At 63.6% G+C, this 21,236-nt stretch carries 16 protein-coding genes and 1 pseudogene; 6 read left to right on the top strand and 11 right to left on the bottom strand.

Annotated features, from left to right (window positions below; all coding sequences use genetic code 11):
- Window positions 1-127: 127 nt before the first annotated feature.
- Window positions 128-1,669, top strand: coding sequence for a vWA domain-containing protein (locus BMY84_RS27270; RefSeq protein ID WP_093088186.1), 1,542 nt, complete (start codon window positions 128-130; stop codon window positions 1,667-1,669).
- Between the two features lie 50 nt (window positions 1,670-1,719).
- Here the strand turns inward: BMY84_RS27270 and BMY84_RS27265 are convergent, their stop codons facing one another.
- The 4 genes from BMY84_RS27265 to BMY84_RS27250 all read right to left on the bottom strand — a co-directional run bounded on the left by BMY84_RS27265 (window position 1,720) and on the right by BMY84_RS27250 (window position 5,670).
- Window positions 1,720-3,270: a hypothetical protein gene (locus BMY84_RS27265; RefSeq protein WP_093088184.1), complete on the bottom strand. Its 1,551-nt coding sequence runs from the start codon at window positions 3,268-3,270 to the stop codon at window positions 1,720-1,722.
- Complete coding sequence (locus tag BMY84_RS27260; protein ID WP_093088182.1) at window positions 3,258-4,295, bottom strand: NAD-dependent epimerase/dehydratase family protein; 1,038 nt, start codon at window positions 4,293-4,295, stop codon at window positions 3,258-3,260. Before BMY84_RS27260 ends, BMY84_RS27265 begins: the two co-directional genes overlap by 13 nt.
- Window positions 4,296-4,421: 126 nt before the next feature.
- Complete coding sequence (locus BMY84_RS27255) at window positions 4,422-5,318, bottom strand: pirin family protein (protein ID WP_093088181.1); 897 nt, start codon at window positions 5,316-5,318, stop codon at window positions 4,422-4,424.
- A 31-nt stretch (window positions 5,319-5,349) separates the two neighbouring features.
- Window positions 5,350-5,670: a hypothetical protein gene (locus BMY84_RS27250; protein WP_093088179.1), complete on the bottom strand. Its 321-nt coding sequence runs from the start codon at window positions 5,668-5,670 to the stop codon at window positions 5,350-5,352.
- Window positions 5,671-5,920: 250 nt separating this feature from the next.
- On the opposite strand from BMY84_RS27250, the gene BMY84_RS27245 reads away from it, so the two are divergent.
- From BMY84_RS27245 to BMY84_RS27235, 3 genes are read left to right on the top strand one after another with little or no spacing between them, the layout of a single operon-like run.
- Window positions 5,921-7,603: an MFS transporter gene (locus BMY84_RS27245; RefSeq protein ID WP_093088177.1), complete on the top strand. Its 1,683-nt coding sequence runs from the start codon at window positions 5,921-5,923 to the stop codon at window positions 7,601-7,603.
- Window positions 7,604-7,610: 7 nt separating this feature from the next.
- Entirely contained in the window at window positions 7,611-8,723 is a 1,113-nt protein-coding gene (locus BMY84_RS27240) for an HlyD family secretion protein (protein ID WP_093088175.1), read from the top strand.
- Window positions 8,723-10,087, top strand: coding sequence for an efflux transporter outer membrane subunit (locus BMY84_RS27235; RefSeq protein WP_093088174.1), 1,365 nt, complete (start codon window positions 8,723-8,725; stop codon window positions 10,085-10,087). The genes BMY84_RS27240 and BMY84_RS27235 overlap by 1 nt, the downstream gene beginning before the upstream one ends.
- A 9-nt stretch (window positions 10,088-10,096) precedes the next feature.
- Here the strand turns inward: BMY84_RS27235 and BMY84_RS27230 are convergent, their stop codons facing one another.
- The 4 genes from BMY84_RS27230 to BMY84_RS30945 all read right to left on the bottom strand — a co-directional run bounded on the left by BMY84_RS27230 (window position 10,097) and on the right by BMY84_RS30945 (window position 15,860).
- Window positions 10,097-11,686, bottom strand: coding sequence for a family 43 glycosylhydrolase (locus BMY84_RS27230; RefSeq protein WP_093088172.1), 1,590 nt, complete (start codon window positions 11,684-11,686; stop codon window positions 10,097-10,099).
- A 67-nt stretch (window positions 11,687-11,753) separates the two neighbouring features.
- The gene (locus tag BMY84_RS27225) at window positions 11,754-14,600 is read right to left on the bottom strand and encodes a TonB-dependent receptor (RefSeq protein WP_093088171.1); all 2,847 of its coding nucleotides are present in this window, start codon (window positions 14,598-14,600) and stop codon (window positions 11,754-11,756) included.
- 259 nt (window positions 14,601-14,859) lie between these two features.
- Window positions 14,860-15,420 carry an alpha/beta hydrolase gene (locus tag BMY84_RS30950; protein ID WP_371262458.1) on the bottom strand — a complete coding sequence of 187 codons (561 nt, stop codon included), beginning with the start codon at window positions 15,418-15,420 and terminating at the stop codon, window positions 14,860-14,862.
- Window positions 15,384-15,860 (bottom strand): hypothetical protein, encoded by a 477-nt coding sequence (locus tag BMY84_RS30945; RefSeq protein ID WP_371262457.1) that lies wholly within the window; start codon window positions 15,858-15,860, stop codon window positions 15,384-15,386. Before BMY84_RS30945 ends, BMY84_RS30950 begins: the two co-directional genes overlap by 37 nt.
- A gap of 191 nt (window positions 15,861-16,051) precedes the next feature.
- Here BMY84_RS30945 and BMY84_RS27215 point away from each other — a divergent pair, with 191 nt between their 5' ends.
- Both BMY84_RS27215 and BMY84_RS27210 read left to right on the top strand, forming a co-directional pair.
- Window positions 16,052-17,476, top strand: a complete 1,425-nt coding sequence (locus BMY84_RS27215) for a pectate lyase family protein (RefSeq protein ID WP_093088202.1) — start codon at window positions 16,052-16,054, stop codon at window positions 17,474-17,476.
- On the top strand, window positions 17,473-17,865 hold the full coding sequence (locus tag BMY84_RS27210) for a cupin domain-containing protein (protein WP_093088169.1): 393 nt from the start codon (window positions 17,473-17,475) through the stop codon (window positions 17,863-17,865). The genes BMY84_RS27215 and BMY84_RS27210 overlap by 4 nt, the downstream gene beginning before the upstream one ends.
- Before the next feature lie 190 nt (window positions 17,866-18,055).
- Here BMY84_RS27210 and BMY84_RS27205 read toward each other — a convergent pair whose 3' ends face one another.
- The 3 genes and pseudogenes from BMY84_RS27205 to BMY84_RS30705 form a co-directional block, all read right to left on the bottom strand.
- Window positions 18,056-19,006 (bottom strand): SH3 domain-containing protein, encoded by a 951-nt coding sequence (locus BMY84_RS27205; protein WP_093088168.1) that lies wholly within the window; start codon window positions 19,004-19,006, stop codon window positions 18,056-18,058.
- Between the two features lie 473 nt (window positions 19,007-19,479).
- Entirely contained in the window at window positions 19,480-21,018 is a 1,539-nt protein-coding gene (locus tag BMY84_RS27200; RefSeq protein ID WP_093088166.1) for a carboxylesterase/lipase family protein, read from the bottom strand.
- 127 nt (window positions 21,019-21,145) lie between these two features.
- Window positions 21,146-21,236 (bottom strand): annotated as a pseudogene (locus tag BMY84_RS30705) (2-deoxy-D-gluconate 3-dehydrogenase); the annotation flags it as partial.

The raw sequence follows: 21,236 nt of genomic DNA, 5'->3' as shown, positions 1-21,236 counted from the left end.
TCCGCGCAAACGCCCGATCCCGCCTGCACCAAGAACCGATACAGGCGGCACACCCCTCCATTCATCGCTTGTCAGCATCGTTTTATCGCTCCTATTTTCTCTCTACCCCAATAGTGGAGAAATCAGGATGCGCGCTCGCCTAGCTGTCACCCTCGCCCTCTTCCCCAGTCTCATCCTCGCCGGATGCAGTCAGGCCCCCGGCCCTTATAGTTCATACGAAGCCGCCAACGGCGCCGTCGCCCAGACCGATAGCGAGCGCTATGACGGCCATCCCGTCAGCCCGATCCATCAGGTCGCGAACGAACCAGTATCGACCTTCGCCGTGGATGTGGACACCGGCGCCTATGCCAATGTCCGCCGCATGTTGCTGGCCGGCCAGACCGTCCCGACCGAAGCGGTCCGCACCGAGGAGATGATCAATTATTTCCGCTATGATTATCCCCTGCCTGACGATCGGTCCGCCCCTTTCAGCGTGACCACCAATGTCTCCACCACGCCCTGGAACCCCGGTACCCGCCTGCTCCGGATCGGTCTGCGCGGCTATGACGTCGCCCGGTCTCAGCGGCCACCGGCCAATCTGGTCTTCATGGTCGACGTGTCGGGATCGATGCAGGATCAGGACAAGCTGCCGCTGGTGAAGCAGGCGCTCGCCACGCTTGCCGACGGCTTGCGGCCGGACGACAGCGTGTCGATCATCACCTATGCCGGCTGGGTCGAAACGCTGGTCGAGGGCAGCCATGACCCCGAAGAGATAAAGGCCGCACTCCATGGCCTCGATGCAGGCGGCGCGACGGCGGGCGGCCCGGCCCTCTCCATGGCCTATGACCTCGCCCGCGCGCACCGCGTGCCCGGCGGCATCAACCGCATCATCATGGCGACCGACGGCGACTTCAATGTCGGCCTGTCCGACCAGAAAAGCCTGGAAGATATGGTGAAACACAACCGCGAAGACGGCATCACCCTCACCACATTGGGGTTCGGCCAGGGCAATTATAATGATGCGATGATGGAAGGGGTCGCCGATCTAGGCAATGGCAATCATGCCTATATCGACAGCGCCATGGAAGCGCGCAAGGTACTGGACCAAGAACTCTCCTCCACCCTCTTCACCATCGCCAAGGATGTGAAGGTACAGGTGGAATTCAATCCCGCAGCGGTCAGCCAGTATCGGCTGATCGGCTATGAAAATCGCGCTCTGGCGGAGGAGGATTTTGACGACGACCGGGTCGACGCGGGTGAGATCGGCGCGGGCCACCAGGTGACGGCCCTTTATGAAATCGTGCCGGCGGGGGAAACCGGCTGGACCGGCCCGCGCAAATATGCCGCCAATCAGCCTGCAGCAGCCACCGGTAATGCCAGCGAAATCGCCACCGTCCGCCTGCGCTACAAACTGCCCGAAGGCGAAAACAGCCGTCTGATCGAACGCCCGGTCCCCGCCACCCTGCTCGCCGCCGCCACCCGGCCACAAGGCGACATGGCCTTTGCCGTGGCCGTCGCGGCTTTCGGCCAGAAGCTGCGCGGCGACACCCGGCTGGGGCGCTTTTCCTTCGGTGACATAGAAAATCTGGCCGGCCCCCAGTCCGGCTACTGGCGGCAGGAATTCCTCCAGCTTGCCAGCCTCGCCGATGGTGGTCGCCCCTCACCATGGAGCAGCGATAGGGGGGAATGACGGCACGCCCATCCGCTCCGCCTCCGGTGAAGGGGGCGGACCGGATGCCGTCAAATCCTGCCAGCGACGGGACAGCCCGTCCGCGACCCCTTGGCCAATATCAATATGCTGTCATCCTGCATCCACCGCCCGCGCCACATCATGGCGCCCGGCAACAGGCGCAATATCCCATAGCCCGCCTCGCAGGCATAGGCTTCCATCTCCGCGCTTTGCCCCTTCTGCAACGATGTCGATGCAACGACCAGATCGGGGCGGCTCTCTATGATGGCGACAAATTCCCGACCATTGCCAAATGGTTTCCAGCGCTCGGATGTCTTCCAGCTCAGAAAGGCCGGGTGCGGTGCCGCGTCATGATAATTGGCGAACGGGTTGCCCGGCAACCAGGGCTGAACCGCAAATGTCTTGAACCCATAGGCCGCAATATGCGCATCGGGATGGGTCGCGCGATACTCCGCCAGAATATGGGCCGCCTGCCGCCCCGGCGAATAGACATGATCCATGTCCCACAGTCCGGCCCGGATCATCTGCGCGCCTTGCCAGACGCCGATGATCGCGATCGACGCCAGCAGGAAACGGCGCAGGCGCAGCGAAATCACCGCCGGCCAACTGATCCACAACAGGAAAATCCAGAACAGGAACAGCAACCCGCTATGCCAGGGACTGACATGGGTGATGACGGAAAAGCCCGTCAGGACTGTCGCAATCGCCGCCGCCAGAAGACCATGCCCGGCAGCCCGGATCAGGCCGACCGTGGGCAACAACAACAGGATTGACAGCTCAAAGCCGAACAATTGCTCGAACCGGACAGACCCACCCGCACCAAAGGGCAAGGCCCCGTCGACAAAGGCATTCCGCACGAAGTCCATCAGGATATAGCCGGGCAGCTCCCGCTCCGTCGGCAGAAATCCGTTATCGGCCGGTTGCCATGCCGTCACCAGCGCAAACAACCCCAGCATTGCGGCAATAGCCAGCGCGCGCCACGCCTGTCCGCGCTTCATTTGATGCGCCCGAACCAGACGCACCAGCAATTCCAGCCCCAGCATCCCGGCGACCAGAAAGCCATGCGCGTTGAGGTTGGCGATCAAACCAATCACCACCGCATAGCGAAGCGGACGCGCAGTCCGATCCGCAAACCACAGCGCCGCCAACGGCACCAGCAGCAGATCGACCGCATAACTGCGCGCCAGAACCGCATATTGATAGCCGAAGAAATAGGAGCCGAGGATCAGGATGCGGCCCCATGACGGAAAGGGCGCCCGCCACAGCAGCAGCGCCGCGCCCGCAATCGCGAAGCCCGCAGGGATCAGGTAAAAAAGATCATAGGACAGGCCGCAACGGATGGCGATCCACAGGATCAGATGCCACAGGCCCGGACTGCCTTCATAGCGGATGCGCTCTGCCAGCAATTGCCACAGGTTGCTGTCCCGCGCCAGCAACCAGGCCTGCGCTTCGTCAAACCAATGTTCATGCCGGTAACCGACATAGACTATCCAGATGGCATAAAGGGCCAGCACGGGCCATTGCCACCCGATGGCGGCAAACCTCCCCCGCGTCGCGACAGGTCGCACGTCTGAATCGGCCGACAGGCTCAGGACACCCATTTCAGGATGCGGATGACCCCCATGCCGGATGCCTGACGATGTGCCGATACGCCATTGCGCTCCGCGATTTCCCGCCGGTTCCGATGATAATAATCATAGGCGCGCAGTAACATCTCGCTGTTGGTCAATGTCGGCTGCCAGCCCAGTTCCGCCTTGATCCTGCTGGTATCGAAGATGAAGGACGATGCGATCATCCGATAATGATAGGGACCAAGCGGGGATATGCGCAGATGATGAGCCAGCTTCATCGCGGCGATGGTCGGCATCTTGGGCAGCGCGCCGATCTTCGAGCGGCTATGGCTGGCATCGATGACATGCTGGAAGGTTTCGCGCATCGTCGAAACCGCATCCGATCCGATGCCGAAGATATGCGACCGATCCTGCCGCGTCGCCCGCAGGACCGCATCGATCAGGTCGGCGGCATAGATGAACTGATAGCGATTATCGCCCTTGCCGACGGTCCACACCGTCTTTCCGTCCGCAATGAATTCGAACAGGATCGCCAGCAGGCCCAGCCGACCTTCGTCGATGATGGTCGGGCAACGGATCGTCGTCGTAGCGAAACTGTCCCGCCAGCCATGGAGAATGCGTTCGCCTTCCCATTTGGTCTGGCCGTAAAGTTCGCAGGGGGCCGGTTCGTCCGCTTCGGTGACCGGGCGATCGAACCCCTGCCCCCACAGGCAATTGCTCGACAGATAGACGAGATTGCGCACGCCTGCCGCCGCCGTCGCTTCGGCCAGAATCCGCGTGCCATCGACATTGGATGACCACAGTTCCTTGTCCGATATCGAACCATGCGCCAGCAACGCGGCGCAATGAACCACCGCATCGGGCTTGCAGGCGGCGAACAGAGGATCGAGATCGGCCCGGTTCCGGATGTCGCCAATGACAGAGAGCAGATGCGGATGAGCGATCGTGCTGGGCAACAGGTCGATATTGCCGACCCTGTGGCCATCATCCAGCAATTTCCGGATCAACAGGGTTCCGAAGAAACCAGACCCGCCCGTCACCAATATCGTCGCCATGCGAACCTCCACCGCCCAAGGCTGTCGTTAGGCGGGGATGGTTAACGTTTGCCTAGCAAGTCGGTAAAAAGGGGCGAGAACAGCGACTGACTGCATCGCCAGCCTTATTATCCCCGCCCTCCTTTTTCACGCCGGCAGCGGGATGAACTCGCTTTCGTCCGGCACTTTGGCGAAGCGCTGGGCCTGCCAGTCGGCCTTGGCCTGTTCGATCCGATCGGCCGAGGAAGAAACGAAATTCCAGTAGATGTTGCGCTTCTCCGGCAGCGGTTCGCCGCCCAGCAGCATCAGCCGCGCGCCACCCTTGGCCCGCAATATGATCTCTGCACCGGGCTTGAACACCACCAGTTCGCCGGTCGCAAAGCCGCCGGTCTGGCCGACCACCTCAATCTCCCCCGCCACCACATAGATGGCGCGTTCGACATGCTCGGCCTTCAACTGATAGCGCGCACCGTCCAACAGGGCGATGTCAGCATAGACCATGTCGGAAAAGGTTTTCACCGGCGACACCAGCCCGTCGGAGCTGCCCGCAATCAGCGTCAGCCGCGTGCCGGCATCCTCGATCGTCGGGATTTCATGCGCCTTGTGATGGGAAAAGCCGGGATCGGTTTCCTCATGCTGGGTGGGCAGCGCCACCCAGGTCTGGAGGCCGAACAGCTTGCCACCCTTCGCGCGATTTTCGTCCGACGTGCGTTCCGAATGCACGATGCCGCTGCCAGCCGTCATCCAGTTGACCTCGCCCGGCCGGATCGACTGCACCGACCCCACGGAGTCGCGGTGCAATATCTCGCCCTCCAGCAGATAGGTGACGGTGGCGAGGCCAATATGCGGATGCGGGCGCACGTCCAGCCCCTCCCCACTGTTGAACACCGCCTCACCCATCTGGTCGAAGAAGATGAACGGACCGACCATGCGGCGATGCGCAGAAGGCAGCGCGCGACGAACCGAAAAGCCGTCGCCCAGATCGCGGACCGGCGGCAGGATGACAATATCGACGGCGTCGATGTCAGAAGAGCGGATAGACATGGGACTGTTCCTTTTCGGGGGAATTGGGGGGTCAGGCGCCGAGCAACGCCAGCGCTTCGATCTGGGCGCGGGAAAAGCCCTGCGCGGACAGGGAGGGGATATGGCGTTCAGCCAGCTTGCGGGTACGGCCGGTTTCGCACAGGAAATCGCGCACCGGGCGCAGGTGCACAGGCAACGGTGCAAGCGCCGCCTTTTTCGGCCCGATCAGCGCATCGACCGCATGACCAATCCGCGAGCGGAGCGACCCAGCGGCAACCGGTTCACCGCAACCGCAATTGGCAACGGCAGTCAGGGTCGCCTGAACATCGTCCCATTCGGCGGGGCTGAGGCGGGGGGTGGCGATGGTCAGCATGGCGAAACTCCTTTCCGGCTATGTCCCTCTTCTAGTCCCGTCCTGCTTTGCGGATCAGAGGGATAAATTCATTCCATCTGTTCCAGATTCTTGAAAAGTTACTTTGTGAACGACCATTGCCAGCACGCAACAATCTTGTTGGCCTGACTCATTGGCCCGGTTATCAAGGCGAAGCCGACCAACGCTCGCCGGGGAAGCCGCTCTTGGGTTTGACGAGGTGCCTCGACCCTATTCACCACGGCGCGCCGACATGAGCGACACGACGCCCTATGTCTTTAAACCGCATGAGCGCCCGACTCTGCCGGGATCGCCAGCCAATCCCGATCATCCCTCACGCCGCCGCCGCGCCTATTTCGCGATCGGCTGTCTGATCGGCATCACCGGCGGCCTCGGCAACGCGCTGGTGACGGTGAACCTCAACTTCGCGCAGGGCACGCTCGGCCTCAACAGCAATGAAAGCGCCTGGCTGACCGCCGCCTATTTCATGACCAACGTCACCGCCAACCTGCTGCTGGTCAAATATCGCCAGCAGTTCGGGCTACAGCCTTTCATCCGTTACATGCTGGCGGCCTATGCGCTAACCACGATCATGCATTTGTTCGTGCACGGCTTCTGGACCTCGGTCGCGGTGCGCGCGGCCAGCGGCGTCGCGGCGTCGGGCCTGTCCACCCTCACCATCCTCTATCTGATGCAAAGTCTGCCCGCACCCAAGAGGCTGGCCGGCGTGATGATGGGCATCTCCATTCCCCAGCTCGCCACGCCGATCGCCCGCGCCCTTTCCCCGCATCTACTGGAATCGGGCGACTGGCACATGCTCTACTGGTTCGAAATGGGGCTGGCCTTCGCCTCGCTGGCCGCCGTCATGGCGCTGCCCCTGCCGCCCAGCGAGCGGGAGAAAGTGTTCGAGCCACTCGATTTCCTGACCTTCGCCCTGCTCGCACCGGGCCTCTGCCTGCTGATCGCCGTCCTGTCCGAAGCGCGGATCGAATGGTGGACGGAGCGCGCCTGGATGGGCTGGTCGCTGGTGGCCTGCATACTGCTGGTCAGCACGGCACTTCTCGTCGAACATCACCGCGCCAATCCGCTCATCAACACGCGCTGGCTGGGCAAACGGGAAATGGTGCGGCTGATGCTGATCGCCGCCTCCGTGCGCATCCTCCTGTCCGAACAGGCGTTCGGATCGGTCGGTCTGCTCAATGCCGTGGGCATGATCAACGACCAGATGATCACCCTCAACCTCGTCATCCTCCTCGCCTCGCTGGCGGGGATGGTGACGGCGGTACTCACCTTCCGCCCCGCCAACGTCAGCCGCCCCATCACCATTGCGGTGATCCTGATCGCGATCGGCGCCTTCATGGATGCGGACGCGACCAATCTCACCCGCCCGGCCAATTTCTATTTCAGCCAGGCGCTGATCGGCTTCGCCTCGATATTGTTTCTGGCACAGGCGATGGTGATCGGCATGTCCCGCACCCTGCTGGCAGGCGGCAAGCATTTCGTCAGCTTCGTCGTGCTGTTCAGCATGAGCCAGAGTGTCGGCGGCCTGCTGGGCACCACCCTGCTCGGTACCTTTCAGGTGGTGCGCGAAAAATATCATTCGCACGAGCTAGTGCAGCATATCGTCATGACAGACCCGCTGGTCGCCGCGCGCATCCGCGCCGGTGGCGGCGCGGTGTCTGGCGTGATCGGCGACCCCGCTCTGCGCAGCGCGGAAGGCGCCGCCATATTGGCACAACAGGTCGCGCGGGAAGCCAATATCCTGGCCTTCAACGATGTCTTCCTGTTGATCGGCGCGCTGGCGGTGCTGACTGCCCTCTGGGGCTATGCCATCCGCTATTCCATCCGCAGGCGGGGCGAAATATCGCCGGTCATCCTGCTCCAGCAGAAGATGATGCAGGCACAGGCTGCGCAACAGGCTATGGGGAGCCAATAGGGGACGCATGAACCAGCCGACGACCACCGGTCCCGAACCGGAAACGCCCGACCCGCAGATCGATCCCCCGCCCAGCGGCTGGCGGCCGCCCGCGCGTAGTCGGCTGACGGTGATCGCGATCATCGCCATCGCGCTCGCTGCCATCACCGCCATCCTCTATGCCTGGCAATTGCCGCCCTTTGCCGGCTGGTCGGAACAGACCGACAATGCCTATGTACGTGGCAAGGTGACGATCATCAGCCCGCAGGTCAGCGGCTATGTCACCGCCGTCCCGGTACAGGATTTCGCCGATGTGAAGGCAGGCCAGATCCTCGCCACCATCGACCAGCGCATCTATGCGGCAAAGGTCGAACAGGCGAAGGCCAATCTCGCCGCCCAGATCGCTGCACTCGACAATTCGCAGCAAAGCCAGCGATCGCGCGAGGCAGCGCTCACCGGACAGGAAGCCGGCATCGCCAGCGCCCGCGCCCAGCTGGTCAAGGCGCAGGCCGACATGCGCCGCGCCGATGCGCTGGTGGCCGACGGTTCCATTTCGGAACGCGAACGCGACCAGACTCGAGCCGCCCTGCTCGCCGCGCAGGCCGCCCTGCAGCAGGCCGGCGCCACCCGACAGATCGGCACGCAGGATGTGCGATCGGTCATGGTCGGACGCGGCGGTCTGGAGGCGGCGGTGGAAGGCGCACGGGCGCAATTGCATCTGGCTCAGATCGATCTCGACAACAGCATCATTCGCGCACCTGTCGCGGGGCAATTGTCCGAAATCGGCGTGCGCAACGGCGCTTATGTGACGGCGGGTACGCAGCTCATGTTTCTGGTGCCGCACGATCATTGGGTGATCGCCAATTATAAGGAGGCCCAGACCCACCGGATGCGCGTCGGCCAGCGCGCCACCTTCCGCGTCGATGCACTGGGCGGCGCGAAGCTGACCGGCCATGTCGAAAATATGGCCCCCGCCGCCGGATCGGAATTTGCGGTGCTCAAGGCCGACAATGCCACCGGCAATTTCGTGAAGGTCGCACAGCGCATCGCCGTGCGGGTCCGGATCGATCCGGGGCAGGATTTGGCGAAACGGCTGCGCCCCGGCATGTCCGTCGTCATCAAGATTCATACGAACGACTGATGCGCGCGCCCCCTCTCCTCCTGCTGGCATCGCTGGCAGCCTGCGCCGGCCCCACGGTCGAAACCGCCAATGTCACGCCCATCACGCCGCCGCCCGCATGGCGCACGGATGCCGGCCCCACCACCCCCTCCGACCGGACATGGTGGCAGGGCTTTGGCGACCCGACCCTGACCGCTTTGGTCGAACAGGCGCTGGCCAATAATATCGACATCGCCATTGCGGGCGCCCGTATCCGCGAAGCCAAAGCGCAACAGGGCCTGGCCCGCGCCGCGCTGTTGCCCACGCTCGATGCCGTTGGCGGCGTAGCGGACTCCCGCACCGTCAATGCCTTTGGCGAGCCGGTCGAACAGACCGCAGGCCAGCCGCAGCTACAGGCCGCATGGGAAGCCGACCTGTTCGGCCGCCTGTCCGACCGCGCTTCGGCAGCGCGCTCCGCCTGGCTCGCCAGTCAGGCCGCACGCGATGCCATCCGCCTGTCGGTCGCCGGCACGGCGGCAAGCGGCTATATCACGCTGCTGGCGCTCGACGCCCGGCTGGCCGTGGCGAAGCAGACATTGGACGCCCGCGCCGCCGCGCTCAAGCTGGCGCAACGGCGCAGCGATGCGGGCTATTCCCCCCGCCTCGAACTGGCGCAGGCACAGGCCGAATATCAGGCCACGGTACAGGTCATACCCCCGCTGCAACAGGCAATATCGCGACAGGAAAATGCCCTGCGCCTGCTGACCGGCGAACTGCCGGGCGGCATCACGCGCGGCACGGCCCTCTCCGCCCTCACCCGGCCCGCCATCGCCGACGGCCTGCCGTCCGATCTGCTGCGGCGCCGACCCGACATCGCACAGGCCGAATTTCAGCTTGCCGCCGCCGACAAATCGCTGGCGGCATCACGCAAGGCATTCCTGCCGCAACTGCGCCTGACCGCATCGGGCGGGGCGGCCTTTTCCACCCTGCTTGCCGATCCGATCACCATCTGGTCGGTCGGCGGCAGCATCCTCGCCCCGCTGTTCGAAGGCGGCCGCCTGCGCGCCGGAGCGGAAGCCGCAGGCGCCCAGCGTGATCAGGCCGCATTCACCTATCGCAAGGCCGCGCTCAGCGCCTTCCGCGAAGTGGAGGATGCGCTGGCGGCGATCAAGCATGGCGACGAACAGGTGCAATTGCTCCAGCGCCAGCGGGAAGCCGCCGCCGAAGGCTTCCGCCTCGCCTCCAACCGCTACCGCGCCGGCTATTCCCCCTATCTGGAGCAACTCGACGCGCAGAGATCGCTCTTCTCGGTCGAACTGGCGCTGGTTCAGGCGCAGGCGGACATACTGACCGCGCGCGTCACCCTCTATCAGGCGATGGGCGGCGGCTGGACCGGCGTGGAATAACCGCCCGTCCTACAGCGCGCGGAACCGGAAATTGCGGAACCGCGCCTCGCCCGGCCCGGCGGCGTAAAGACCGGGGCGCAGCATCAGAAATCCACCGCGCACATTATGGTGATAGCCGGACACTTCCATGCCCCGGTCAAACCGCTGCCATGTCCGCCCGCCATCGCCCGACAGATGATAGGCGATGATATGATGATGGTTCGTCACCTTCATCGTCAGCCGCCGGCCATAGCTATTGGCTGGCCGGCCCCGCTCCATCCCATATTGATGGGTAACGAACCGCGTCTCGTCAAAACCCAGCCCGCAATAGAGCTTGTCGTCATAGAAGAGGATCAGCCCCGCCGTCCCGCCCGGCGCAATCTCTATGTCGCACTGAAACTCGTAAGACGGGTCGCCCGCAATCAGCAGCAGCGGCGATGAATCCACCGGCGCCTTGCCCCGCCCCTTCAGCATCAGCGCGCCATCGGCAACCCGCGCCCGGCTCGCCTCGTCAGGCGCGGGTCGGAAGAAATTCCATTTCGCGCCCAGCTTCAATTCGCGGAAATCATCGCTCAGCGCCATGCCATGCGGCAGCGCCTGCCCGCCGCGCGGCTTGGGCAAGGGCTGCGACAGGTCGCCGCCCGTCATGCGGAACCAGCCGTCCGCCGTCCACTCCACCGGATCGAGCAACGTCTGCCGCCCCAGCGTCCACAGCCCATTTTCATAGCCATGATAAACGGCCCACCAGCTTTTATCCGGCGCCTCGACCAGACTGGCATGCCCCCGCGACCACCAGCGTTCATCTAGGCTGGTCGTGCGCACAAGCGGGTTGCCCGGATGCTGCTCCCACGGCCCATGAATGGAGCGGGATCGCGCCGCAATCACCATATGCCCCGTCGGCGGCCCGGCCGTCCCGCCCACCGCCGTCAACATGTAGAACCAGCCGCCATGGCGATGGATTTTCGGCCCTTCGGGGGAAAACCCCTCCACATCCCATGTGTCGGGGTAACGCCAGGGATCATAGACATGCTCGACTGCGCCGACCGTCGATAGCCCGTCGTCCGACAGGCGGATACGGTCCCCGCCCGACAGGAACAGCCAGCGGCTGCCATCCTCCCCCACCGCATGGCAGGGGTCGATATGATCGTGCAGCTTCAGGTCGATCGGATCGCTCCACGGCCCGTCGATGCTGTCGGCATGGCTGACGAAGATGCTGTTCGGCTCGGCCTTCACCGGAATATAGAGGAAATAGCGGCCCTCATGCTTTTCCAGACTGACCGCCCAGACCGATCCGATATTCTTGGTGAGCGCCGCCTTGCGCGGCTGCCAGTTGATGAGGTCGCGGCTGTGCCAGATGGTGATGCCGGGATAGCTGTCGAAACTGGAAAAGGTCAGATAATAATCCGCCCCGTCCTTCAGGATCGCGGGATCGGGCCGGTCGCCCGCCAGCAGCGGATTGAGGAAACGTCCATCGCCCAGATCGGCGACCCGCTGATTGTCGAGCCCACGTTTCCAGCCCGTCGGCCCAGCGGGCGCAGCCAGTGCCGCAGGCCCGCCGCCCAGCGCGATCGCGCCGCCAGCCAATGTTCCCGTCAGGGCGTCGCGGCGGCTGATCGTCATATGCTCTCCTATATCGAAACCGTAAAATAGCCGGATCGCACGTGCAGACGCGATCCGGCCAGGCGCTTTAGAGCTTGAAGCGTGCGCCGATCTGCAAAGTGCGCCCGAAGTGCAGATATTCATAATTCCGGTCGGCATCGAGATCGGTGTAGCGATCGCGATATTCGTCGGTCAGGTTGATCCCTTCCAGCGACAATTCGATCCAGTCGGTCAGCTTGTAGCGTACCGATGCATCGACATTGACCGTGCTGTTATAGCCTTCGAACACATTGCCGGTGCCGCTATTCTGATCGATATAGCCGCTGCGATAACTGGCCGACACGCGCGCCGAGAATTTCTCATCCTCATAATAAAGCGTGCCGTTGAACGCCCGCTTCGACAGCCCGAACAAAGTGGCGTTGCGCACCGAAGCGATATTGCCACCGCCGGGCACCACGGCCGGGCCGGAGACAGTGTAGCTGGCGCTGGAGTCCACGAAGGTCGCGTTCAGAATTCCGCCGAAATGCGACAGGAAGCCGGGCAGGAAGGTGAACGGCGCCTGCACCGCAAGCTCGATCCCCTTCAGGCTGGCGCCGCTGCCGTTGACGATCGTGTTGATCGCCCAGCCTTCGGGCCGCTCGGGCTGGATCGCGGCGGGCGAACTGGGCGGGATCACCGACAGCGGAAGGCCCGTCGATGCGAAAGTGCCCGTGATCGTCTGGCTGATTGGGAAACTCTGCACATCCTTCTTGAACGCCGCGACGGAGAAGACCGATTGCGGCGCGAAATACCATTCCACCGCCAGATCATAGGCCGTCGCCCGGAACGGATCGAGGAAGGGATTACCGAAGCTGATGCGATAGTTGAACCCGTCGACCGACCCGCCCGGCGTGAGATTGCCAAGGCTGGGGCGCGTCATCACATCGGCCACCGACGCGCGCACGATAATGTCCTTGTGCGGGAAGAAGGCGATGTTCGCGGCGGGTAGCCAGTCCTCATAGGATCGCGACACGCTGACCATCGCGCCATTGTTCAGGCCGCGCGAACTCTGGTCCGTCTTCACATAGCGGATGCCCGCATTGGCCGCATATTCCAGCCCGAAAATCTCGCCCTTGGCGTCGAACTGGATATAGCCGCCGGTGGTCTTCTCCACCACGCCGCGGGTATTGCCGGCATCCACCGCCAGCGCCCGCTCATACAGGTTGGTATAGTCGGTGCCGGTCGCCAGATTGGGCACCAGCCATTGCGTCGTCGTTCCTGCCGGCGCACCCGCGCCCTTGAGCGTAAACAGCTGCGCCAGATCGGACGTCACCGGCAGGCCATAGATGGCGGTCGGGCCAAAGGCGCTGGTGGGCGAACAATTCACCGTGCCCAGCACCCGGTCCACACCACCATTGCCACACACCACCGTATCGCGGGTAAAGCCCTCGGTATCGAAGGAGAAGCGGCGATAGACCCCGCCAACCTTGACCGTGAAACCGTCAGTCACATCCCATTCGGTGCGCAACTGGGCGGTGCGGAATTTGTTGACGGTGGACGAAGGCCGGTCGCGGATTTCCGCCAGCTGGAAATTGGCCGGATCGGTGACGCTGGTGCCGAATGTCAGCACGGGCCTCCGCGAATTGCTATAGTCATAGCTATAACCCTGCGCATCGCGATCATCGAACACCAAAGTCGTTTCAACCGGGATCGACGCATCTGACTTGGAAAAGCCGCCCAGCAGGGTGAAGCGCAGGCTGTCGCTGACATCCTGATCCCAGGTCGCGCCCAGCTGATAGAATTTGGTCTGTGACTTGCGCAGATAATGTTCGGTGCGAACCCAGGCATCGTTCAGCCTCGCCGACACCATATTGCCCTTGTCGTCATAGGTCGGGTTGACGACGTCGATCGACCGTTCGTTGGAGCGCAGCAGTACCTCACCCCATTTCTCCTCGCGCGTTTCGCGGAAGCGAGAGAAGAGGCCGTCGATCGACACCTTGGTCGCATCGGACGGCGCCCACTGGATCGACCCGGTCACGCCCAGCCGCTCGCGTTCCTGCGCGATCTCGCCATAGCGCGGAATGCGCGGGTGGAAGGCCAGCGCCGCCTCATTGCAGGCATCGCTCGCTACATAGGAACCGCCGCTATTGGGCGCGGTGAAGCAGGGCACGCCATCGACGCTGTCGAACCGCGCCTGCGACCAGCGCACAGTGTTGTTGCCCATCTGCTTGGTATCGAGCTTCGAATAGGCGGCGGAGAGCGCCACGCCCCATTGCCCGTCCTCCGACTTCCACGACATCAGCCCCGCCAGACGCGGCCCCCATTTCTTGCTGAGGTCGTTATAGGAACCGGTCGCCGAGCCGACGAAGGTAAAGCCGCTCTTCCCCGCCAGCGGATTGCCGGTGTTCAGGTCCACCACCGCGCCCAGCGACCCTTCATCGAGCGAAGCCTCCGCGGTCTTGTGCACCACCAGCGAACTGAACAGTTCCGACGCGAAGACATTGAAGTCGAACGCGCGGTCGCGGTTGGAGCTGGCGCCGTCGGTCGACGTCGCCACCGTCTCCAGCCCGTTGACCCGGACGCGCGTAAACTGCGCGCCCAGACCACGCACCGTGATCGCGCGCCCTTCGCCGCCGTCGCGCTGGATCGAGATGCCGGGAATGCGTTGCAGGGATTCCGCCAGATTCTGGTCGGGGAATTTGGCGATGTCTTCGGCGACGATCGCGTCCACCGACCCCACCGTCTGGCGCTTCAGGTTGATCGCCGCGCCCAGCGACTGGCGGAAACCGGTGACGACGATATCGGCGACCTCGCCTTCCGGCGCAGCGTCCTGCGCTACCTGCGGCGCGCTGTCCTGCGCCCATGCCCCGGCCGGCATCGCCAGCACCAGCGCCGCAAAGGATGCCCCCGCCAGCCAGCGCCGGTCGCCCCGATGGATATTGCCCTTTCCGATCATCAGCTTTCCTCTCCCATCCCACTTTTCCCCGGCCGATCCGAACCGACCGGGCCAGTATTTCTCGAGGAAAGGGTGCAGATCACATCCCCTCCCGCAGCAGCGACGTCGGCTTGTGCCGATCCCTTGTCGCCTTCTTGGAAACCGGTGTCATAAATGCGCGCAACGCGAAAAGCTGTCAATATGCCCTGATGCAATCCGATCGACCCCGACGCCGCGATTTCAGCTATTAATTTGATTTAACAGAAATTTTCTTGATGCCTCACGCCTGCATCAAGCCCTGTTTAACCGCCCATTCGGCAAAAAGAGTCGGCCAGACCGCCACCGGTTTCCCCACCGCGCGCTGCAAACCGAAACCATGGCCGCCCTGCATGAACAGATGCGTGTCCACTGCCAGCCCCTGCGCCCGCCAGGCGCGCCGCAGCAACAGGCTGTTCTCCACCGGCACCACAGCATCATCCTCGGCATGGACCAGAAAACAGGGCGGACAGGCCGGCGTCACTTGCTCCTGCGGCGAATGCCGTCGCTCCGCCGCCACATCGGGCGACTCGCCGATCAGATTGCGCCGCGACCCTTCATGTGCGTCCGGACGATACATCGACACCACCGGATAGATCGGCGCCGCCAGAAACGGCCGGGCCACCAGCCGATCCGCCACATCGACCGGCGCATAGGTCGGCACCGCGAATCGCGTCGCCAGGTCGGCGCACACATGCCCGCCTGCCGAAAAGCCCATCGCCCCGACCCGCGCCGGATCGACCCCGAAATTCGCCGCCCGATGCCGGATCAGCCGCATCGCCCGCTGCGCGTCGGACAGGGCCACGTCCGCCCCCGCCGCCCAGCCATCCCCGGCAAACGATAGAAAAGCACGAAAACGCTGACGCCGCGCTCCGCCAGCCAGGGGCCGATCTCATAGCCCTCCTTGTCGATCACCACCCAGCTATAGCCGCCACCCGGCATCACCAGCATCGCCCCGCCATTGGGGTTTCGCGCCCGGAAAACCGCCAGTCGCGGCCGGGTGATATGCAGCAGGGCACGGTCGGTAATAGCCGGATCGCTGCTGCGCTCCCGCACCGTCTCGGCAGGCGCAATGGCGGGCATGCCGGGTGCACCGCCCGGCCACAGATCGATCATCAGGTCCGGCTGAACGCTCCCGGCCATTCCGCTCGCCACCGCATCCGCCCTGGCCTGCGCCAGACCGCGCCCGGCCGCCCCCAGCGCCAGCCCTCCGCCGATCATAAGGCTGCGGCGATCGACCTTCATGGCTCTCTCCTGACAAAGAAGGGCCGGTCGGCGCGTGCAGACGCCGACCGGCCATCTGCCCTCCCCCTTCCATATCGGGATGGGCAGTTTCCGGCCCAGTCCAAAGGGCGAGGAATGGACACCGGTGTCAAAAATAGTTGCAGCCGATCCGTCCCAATGTCAAGAATGGGCAAAGAGGAGAGTTGATCGCCATGAAGCCCCCCCTGCCGCACCGGCTGCCGCTGGCCGCCCTTATGTTGCTCGGCCTGACCGCCATCAGCCTGCCCCTTCCCGCCATCGCCGCCCCGCCCGCGAAGGAACAGGCGACCAGCACCCTCGCCTTCCCCGGCGCCGTCGGCTGGGCCGCGACCACACCGGGCGGACGTGGCGGCCGCATCCTCCGCGTCACCACCCTCGCCCCGGACGGCCCCGGCAGCTTCAAGGCGGCGCTGGAGGCCAAAGGCCCCCGCATCATCGTGTTCGAAGTCGGCGGCATCATCGACATGGGGCGCGAAACGCTCAAGATCAGCGAACCCTATGTCACCATCGCCGGCCAGACCGCGCCCTCGCCCGGCATCACCCTCATCAAGACCGGCGTCGACATCGCCACCCATGACGTGGTGATGCGCCATATCCGCATCCGCACCGGGGTCGACGGCCAGCCAAAACTCAGCGGCTGGGAGGCCGATGCCCTTTCCACCGTCGCCGCCCATCATGTCGTGATCGATCATTGCAGCTTCACCTGGGCGATCGACGAGAATATGTCCGCCTCCGGCCCGCGCTTCGAAGGCAAGACGCCCGACGAGTGGCGGCAGAATACCAGCCACGCCATCACCTTCTCCTATAATCTCGCGGCGGAGGGGCTGGCCAACGCCTCCCATCCCAAGGGCGAGCATAGCAAGGGCACGCTGATCCACGACAATGCCAGCCAGATCCTGATCTGGCGGAACATCTATGCCCATAATATGGAGCGCAACCCGCTGGTGAAGGGCGGTGGCCAGGTCGAACTGGTTAACAATATCCTCTATGATCCGGGCGAACGCGCGGTCCATTATAATCTGATGGCGCTGGAATGGGGCGATCATCCCTATCAGACCGGCAAAATTTCCGCCGTCGGCAATGTCCTGCGCGGCGGTGTGTCGACCGCCATCGGCCTGCCCTTCCTCACGCTGGGCGGCGATGGCGACCTCGACTATCATGGCAAGGACAATATCGCCGTCGACAAGTTCGGCCAGCCGCTGCCTATGTTCGGCCGCTATGGCGAAACCCGCGCAAAGCTGAACGATCTACCCGCCCCGCCCGTGTGGTGGCCCGGTACGCAGGTCTTGCCCGCGCGTGACGTGGAAACCCATGTGCTGGCCCGCGCTGGCGCCCGCCCCTGGGACCGCGATGCGGACGATCTGCGCGTCCTCTTCTTCGTGGCAGAGGGACGCGGCGAAATCATCGACGATGAAAAACAGGTCGGCGGCTATCCGAAAATGGCCCAGACCCGTGCGCCTTTTGTCGAGGGTGACTGGAATCTCGATACGATGGAACCGCAATCGGGCCGCTACCCCGGCCAGAAAGCGGAAATCGCCGAACATCTGTCTGATCGCGACAAGATGATGCGGCAGGGTGAAAGCGGGACGCGCCCATGATCCACGCCTTCCTCCTTCTGGCCGCCGCGTCCGCCGCGCCACCCATGGCGGTGATCGACGAACAGAGCGTGATGCGCGAAGAGCCCCCACCCCATGGCGCGATCGGCATGAGCACCGCCTATCGCATCAGCGACGCCGTACCCCAGCCGCGCCGCATGGAGTTCCGCAAGCGCATCCTGCATGTCGGCGCCGCCATCGGCCTGCACCCCATCGCCCATGATGAGGTCTATCACGTCCTCTCCGGCACCGGCGACGTCACCTCCGACAGCGAAACCCGCAGCCTCACCGCCGGCATGACCGCCTATCTATACGACGGCGCCGTCGTAGGTATCAGGCAGACGGGGCCGGAGCCATTGGCGCTGATCATTGCCTATCCGGTGAAGGAGTAAACGCAGGATAGGCGGCAGCCGGCCCATGGCTGGCCGGAACATCTGGCCCTGTAACGGCCATGCCGATGCACCACCGCGTGCTGAACCGTGGAGTGTCAGCCAGATTCGCCGCTGAAGGGCGTTCCCCGGCCGCTATCCGCCTTGTCGCCGTGAAGCTTAGACTTTCCCGCGCCTGAGAGCGGACTTTAAATTAGCGGCGACCTTCCTCGATGTTCCGCTCGGTCATGGTACTACCCTCAAAGAAGCACTCGATGCGGAATTTGCTCTCGACACCGAAGGTGTTCTTCGCCGTGAAGCTGCTGATGATGCGCGTGTTGCCGTTCGCATATGGCACAAAGGCGAGATCCATGAATTTGCTGAAACTGACCGTCTGAGGGTTGTTTGCCGCTTCCTTGGCCGCCTGCTCACACAGTTGCACAGCACCGCCACGATCGACGTTTCGCATCGCCGAGAAGCTCTTCCCCTTGTCGGCCGCATCGGACGGCTCGAACCAGACATTGAAAGGCTGCTCACCTTGACAGGTGACATAGAAAACAGGCTTACCCGGTTTGCTTCGGGGGCCGCTCTTGCTGAGCGTGCCGGGATCAACAGTTGGACAGCGAGCATTCTCGCGCACGATCCGGTTCACCGCCGCGACGAGCTTGGGCTTGAACGCATCGCTGTCCCTATCCCATGAGAAGTCGGCCTCGACATAAGTCCGCTTGCCCGTGCTATCACGCTGAATGGCCCGTAGAGCTTTAACGGGGACCCACCCGGTCACATCGGTCAGCCAATCCGGTTCTAGCACTTGGATTTTCGACCAGTCCTTTTGGCGACAAACCTCCTTCAAACGCTCGCTGTAATCGACCTGCTGGTATTCGGTCGTGTGAAGAATGCTGCTGGCTTTCTCGTTGACGATCTTTTTAGAGCTTTCGCTAGGCTTGGAACGCAGATCGACGGAGCCGTTCACCGAGAACTCATCGTTGGTGACGATCCCGCTGCCCTCACAGGTCTGAGCGACTTTGCCAACTGCTCCCTTGAAGATGCCGTCAGACTCATCGCCCGCTGACGAATTACCGTCAGCTACCGCCTCCGGCGATTGCGAACACGCAGCCACGAGGACCGACACTCCACAGAGCGCAGCAATTACCCGAGCCTTCATCGCTTCCCCCAAATGAAGACAGATCGTTAGCCAACTTCGCGGTCACGTTTCCAGCGATAAATACGACAGCCCGTTACTGAGGGTCAGCCTTATGCTGCCGACCAACAATTTTATGACGTTCGATCGGCAACTCCTGTCAAATCCGGACGTTCGCGCCACCACAGAGGAATGGCGAGACTTGATCGACAGCCGTCGCGACAGAGATGCTGCTTTTGCGGTGGCGTCGCTCCGAACAAGACAGTCCGCAACCGGCCCATGCACGACGAACAGGCGCCTTGTTCGCCTTGGAAGCCAAACCTTCCCCCTCGCCCTATCCTACTCGATGCCATATAGCTATGATCGCGCTGGCTCTTTGAACCATGTTGCACAGGATCATCATCGCCCTGTCTGGACTAGTAATAATATTTCCAACATCTGTTCTGAAATTTCAGAATCCACGGGAAATGTGCGAAGTTAAGCGCGCGATTTCCTATTCAGCTACCCGGCTGGATATAGGGAACGCGGGCGAATAATTCCCGCTCCCACCCGCGCGGATCGTCCGCCACGGCGCTCTCAATGTCGAAGATCATCGTCGCCCGCCGGTCCAGCCGATATTGCGCCCAGCCCGGATCGCCCCGGCGCGCAAAGGCCAGGAAGCGATCCATCATCGCCGCCGAAGCCGCCCGCGCGTCCGCGCCGGTTCCGGTGAAGGGGCCCGGCGCATCCAGCGTGCCGAAAGCCAGCGCAATGTCCATGCTATGCGGCGCGCCACGGCGCGGCTGGGTCGGGGACTGGAAATCGACCTGATAGACCCAGGTCGGCGCCTCCGCCCGTGCCCGCGCCTCCGCCTCGATCACCTGCCCCGGCCAACTGCGCCCGGCCGTCGTCGCGGCATAGAAGATGCGCTCGGCCGACCAGGCGGGATAGTGCGCCCGATATTGGGCGACGATCCATTCGGGTGACAGGTCCATCCGCAACTCCCCCGCCATCCGCGCCGGCAGATTGCGCCAGTCCAGCCCCAGGATCAGCGGCCCGTCGGGGTCGATGAAGGCCCGCGTCTCGTCCCGTGTATTGCCCAGCATCATCGGGATCGCATTGCCCTGCGGCGCGGCATCGGGCCAGAAGGGGTGCCGCTCCAGCCATCTCATGTCCAGCACCGGCCCCATGTAAAGCCCGCCGCCCAAGATCGGATCGTCCGCCTCCAGCCCCTCGATCAGCCGCTCGACCGGCATGGTCAGCAACGGATCGAGATGGTCGGACGACACGCCCAGCTTCGCCAGATAGGCGGCCGTGCGGCGCGACGCATTGATCGGCCCGCTCGCCGTCACCTGCTGCCCGCTCATCGTAACGGCGCGATGGAACAGCCCTTTGGCGGCGGGCATCGCCATCATCGTCGCGATCTTGGCGCCGCCGCCCGACTGGCCGAAGACCAGGATATTGGCGGGATCGCCCCCGAAGGCCGCAATATTGTCCCGCACCCAGCGCAGCGCCAGGATCAGGTCCAGTTGCCCTGCATTGCCACTATCGGCAAAGCGCGGATCGAGCCGCGCCAGATAGAGATAGCCCAGCGCATTCAGCCGGTGGTTGACCGTCACCACCACCACATCACGCGCCGCCAGATGTCGTCCATCGTTCAGCGGATCGACCACGCTGCCATTGGAATAGGCCCCTCCATGGATATAGAGCATGACCGGCCGCCGGGCCGCCGGCTCCAGCCCCGGCGTCCAGATATTAAGGAACAGACAATCCTCGCTGGTCGCCGCCTGCTTCCCCTTTTGCGGACAGGACGGCGCAAAACGGGTCGCAGACTGTATGTCACGCCAGGGGTCCGGTGATACAGGCGCGCGGAAACGCCGAAGCGCCGTATCCTGCCCATAGCGGACCCCGCGAAACACATACAGCCCGCCTTCGCGAGTCCCCCGGATGCGCCCGTTGCCGGTCGTCACGACCGGATCGCCCCGCGCCGCCCAGGCCGGAGAAGAAGCCATCGCCAGCCCGGTACTGATCAACGTCCTTCGGTCGATAGTGGGCATGGAACCTCTCCTGTTGCTGTGTGTCGCGGGAGGTTGCGCCCTCCTCTTGTCCCTTCGTGCTCCTGCGAAAGTAGGAGCCCTGGGCGGCACGTGATTGACCGGCCGCTCCGGGCTCCCCGCATTCACTTCACCGCGCGAGCCACCCGCCATCGACCGCCAGAACATGGCCATGGATATAGTTTGCGGCGCTGGAGGACAGGAACACCGCCGCCCCGCCA

This window comes from Sphingobium sp. AP50, from assembly GCF_900109095.1.
Classification (GTDB): domain Bacteria; phylum Pseudomonadota; class Alphaproteobacteria; order Sphingomonadales; family Sphingomonadaceae; genus Sphingobium.
This window is presented reverse-complemented; position numbering and strand designations above follow the sequence as displayed.

Bases quoted from the DNA above. Each gene is read 5' to 3' on its own strand.
- BMY84_RS27255 (WP_093088181.1), bottom strand. From the start codon at position 5,318: ATGTCTATCCGCTCTTCTGACATCGACGCCGTCGATATTGTCATCCTG.
- BMY84_RS27225 (WP_093088171.1), bottom strand. From the start codon at position 14,600: ATGATCGGAAAGGGCAATATCCATCGGGGCGACCGGCGCTGGCTGGCG.
- BMY84_RS27240 (WP_093088175.1), top strand. From the start codon at position 7,611: ATGAACCAGCCGACGACCACCGGTCCCGAACCGGAAACGCCCGACCCG.
- BMY84_RS27200 (WP_093088166.1), bottom strand. From the start codon at position 21,018: ATGCCCACTATCGACCGAAGGACGTTGATCAGTACCGGGCTGGCGATG.
- BMY84_RS27210 (WP_093088169.1), top strand. From the start codon at position 17,473: ATGATCCACGCCTTCCTCCTTCTGGCCGCCGCGTCCGCCGCGCCACCC.
- BMY84_RS27230 (WP_093088172.1), bottom strand. From the start codon at position 11,686: ATGACGATCAGCCGCCGCGACGCCCTGACGGGAACATTGGCTGGCGGC.
- BMY84_RS27265 (WP_093088184.1), bottom strand. From the start codon at position 3,270: ATGGGTGTCCTGAGCCTGTCGGCCGATTCAGACGTGCGACCTGTCGCG.
- BMY84_RS30945 (WP_371262457.1), bottom strand. From the start codon at position 15,860: ATGAAGGTCGATCGCCGCAGCCTTATGATCGGCGGAGGGCTGGCGCTG.
- BMY84_RS27260 (WP_093088182.1), bottom strand. From the start codon at position 4,295: ATGGCGACGATATTGGTGACGGGCGGGTCTGGTTTCTTCGGAACCCTG.
- BMY84_RS27250 (WP_093088179.1), bottom strand. From the start codon at position 5,670: ATGCTGACCATCGCCACCCCCCGCCTCAGCCCCGCCGAATGGGACGAT.
- BMY84_RS27270 (WP_093088186.1), top strand. From the start codon at position 128: ATGCGCGCTCGCCTAGCTGTCACCCTCGCCCTCTTCCCCAGTCTCATC.
- BMY84_RS27245 (WP_093088177.1), top strand. From the start codon at position 5,921: ATGAGCGACACGACGCCCTATGTCTTTAAACCGCATGAGCGCCCGACT.
- BMY84_RS27235 (WP_093088174.1), top strand. From the start codon at position 8,723: ATGCGCGCGCCCCCTCTCCTCCTGCTGGCATCGCTGGCAGCCTGCGCC.
- BMY84_RS27215 (WP_093088202.1), top strand. From the start codon at position 16,052: ATGAAGCCCCCCCTGCCGCACCGGCTGCCGCTGGCCGCCCTTATGTTG.
- BMY84_RS27205 (WP_093088168.1), bottom strand. From the start codon at position 19,006: ATGAAGGCTCGGGTAATTGCTGCGCTCTGTGGAGTGTCGGTCCTCGTG.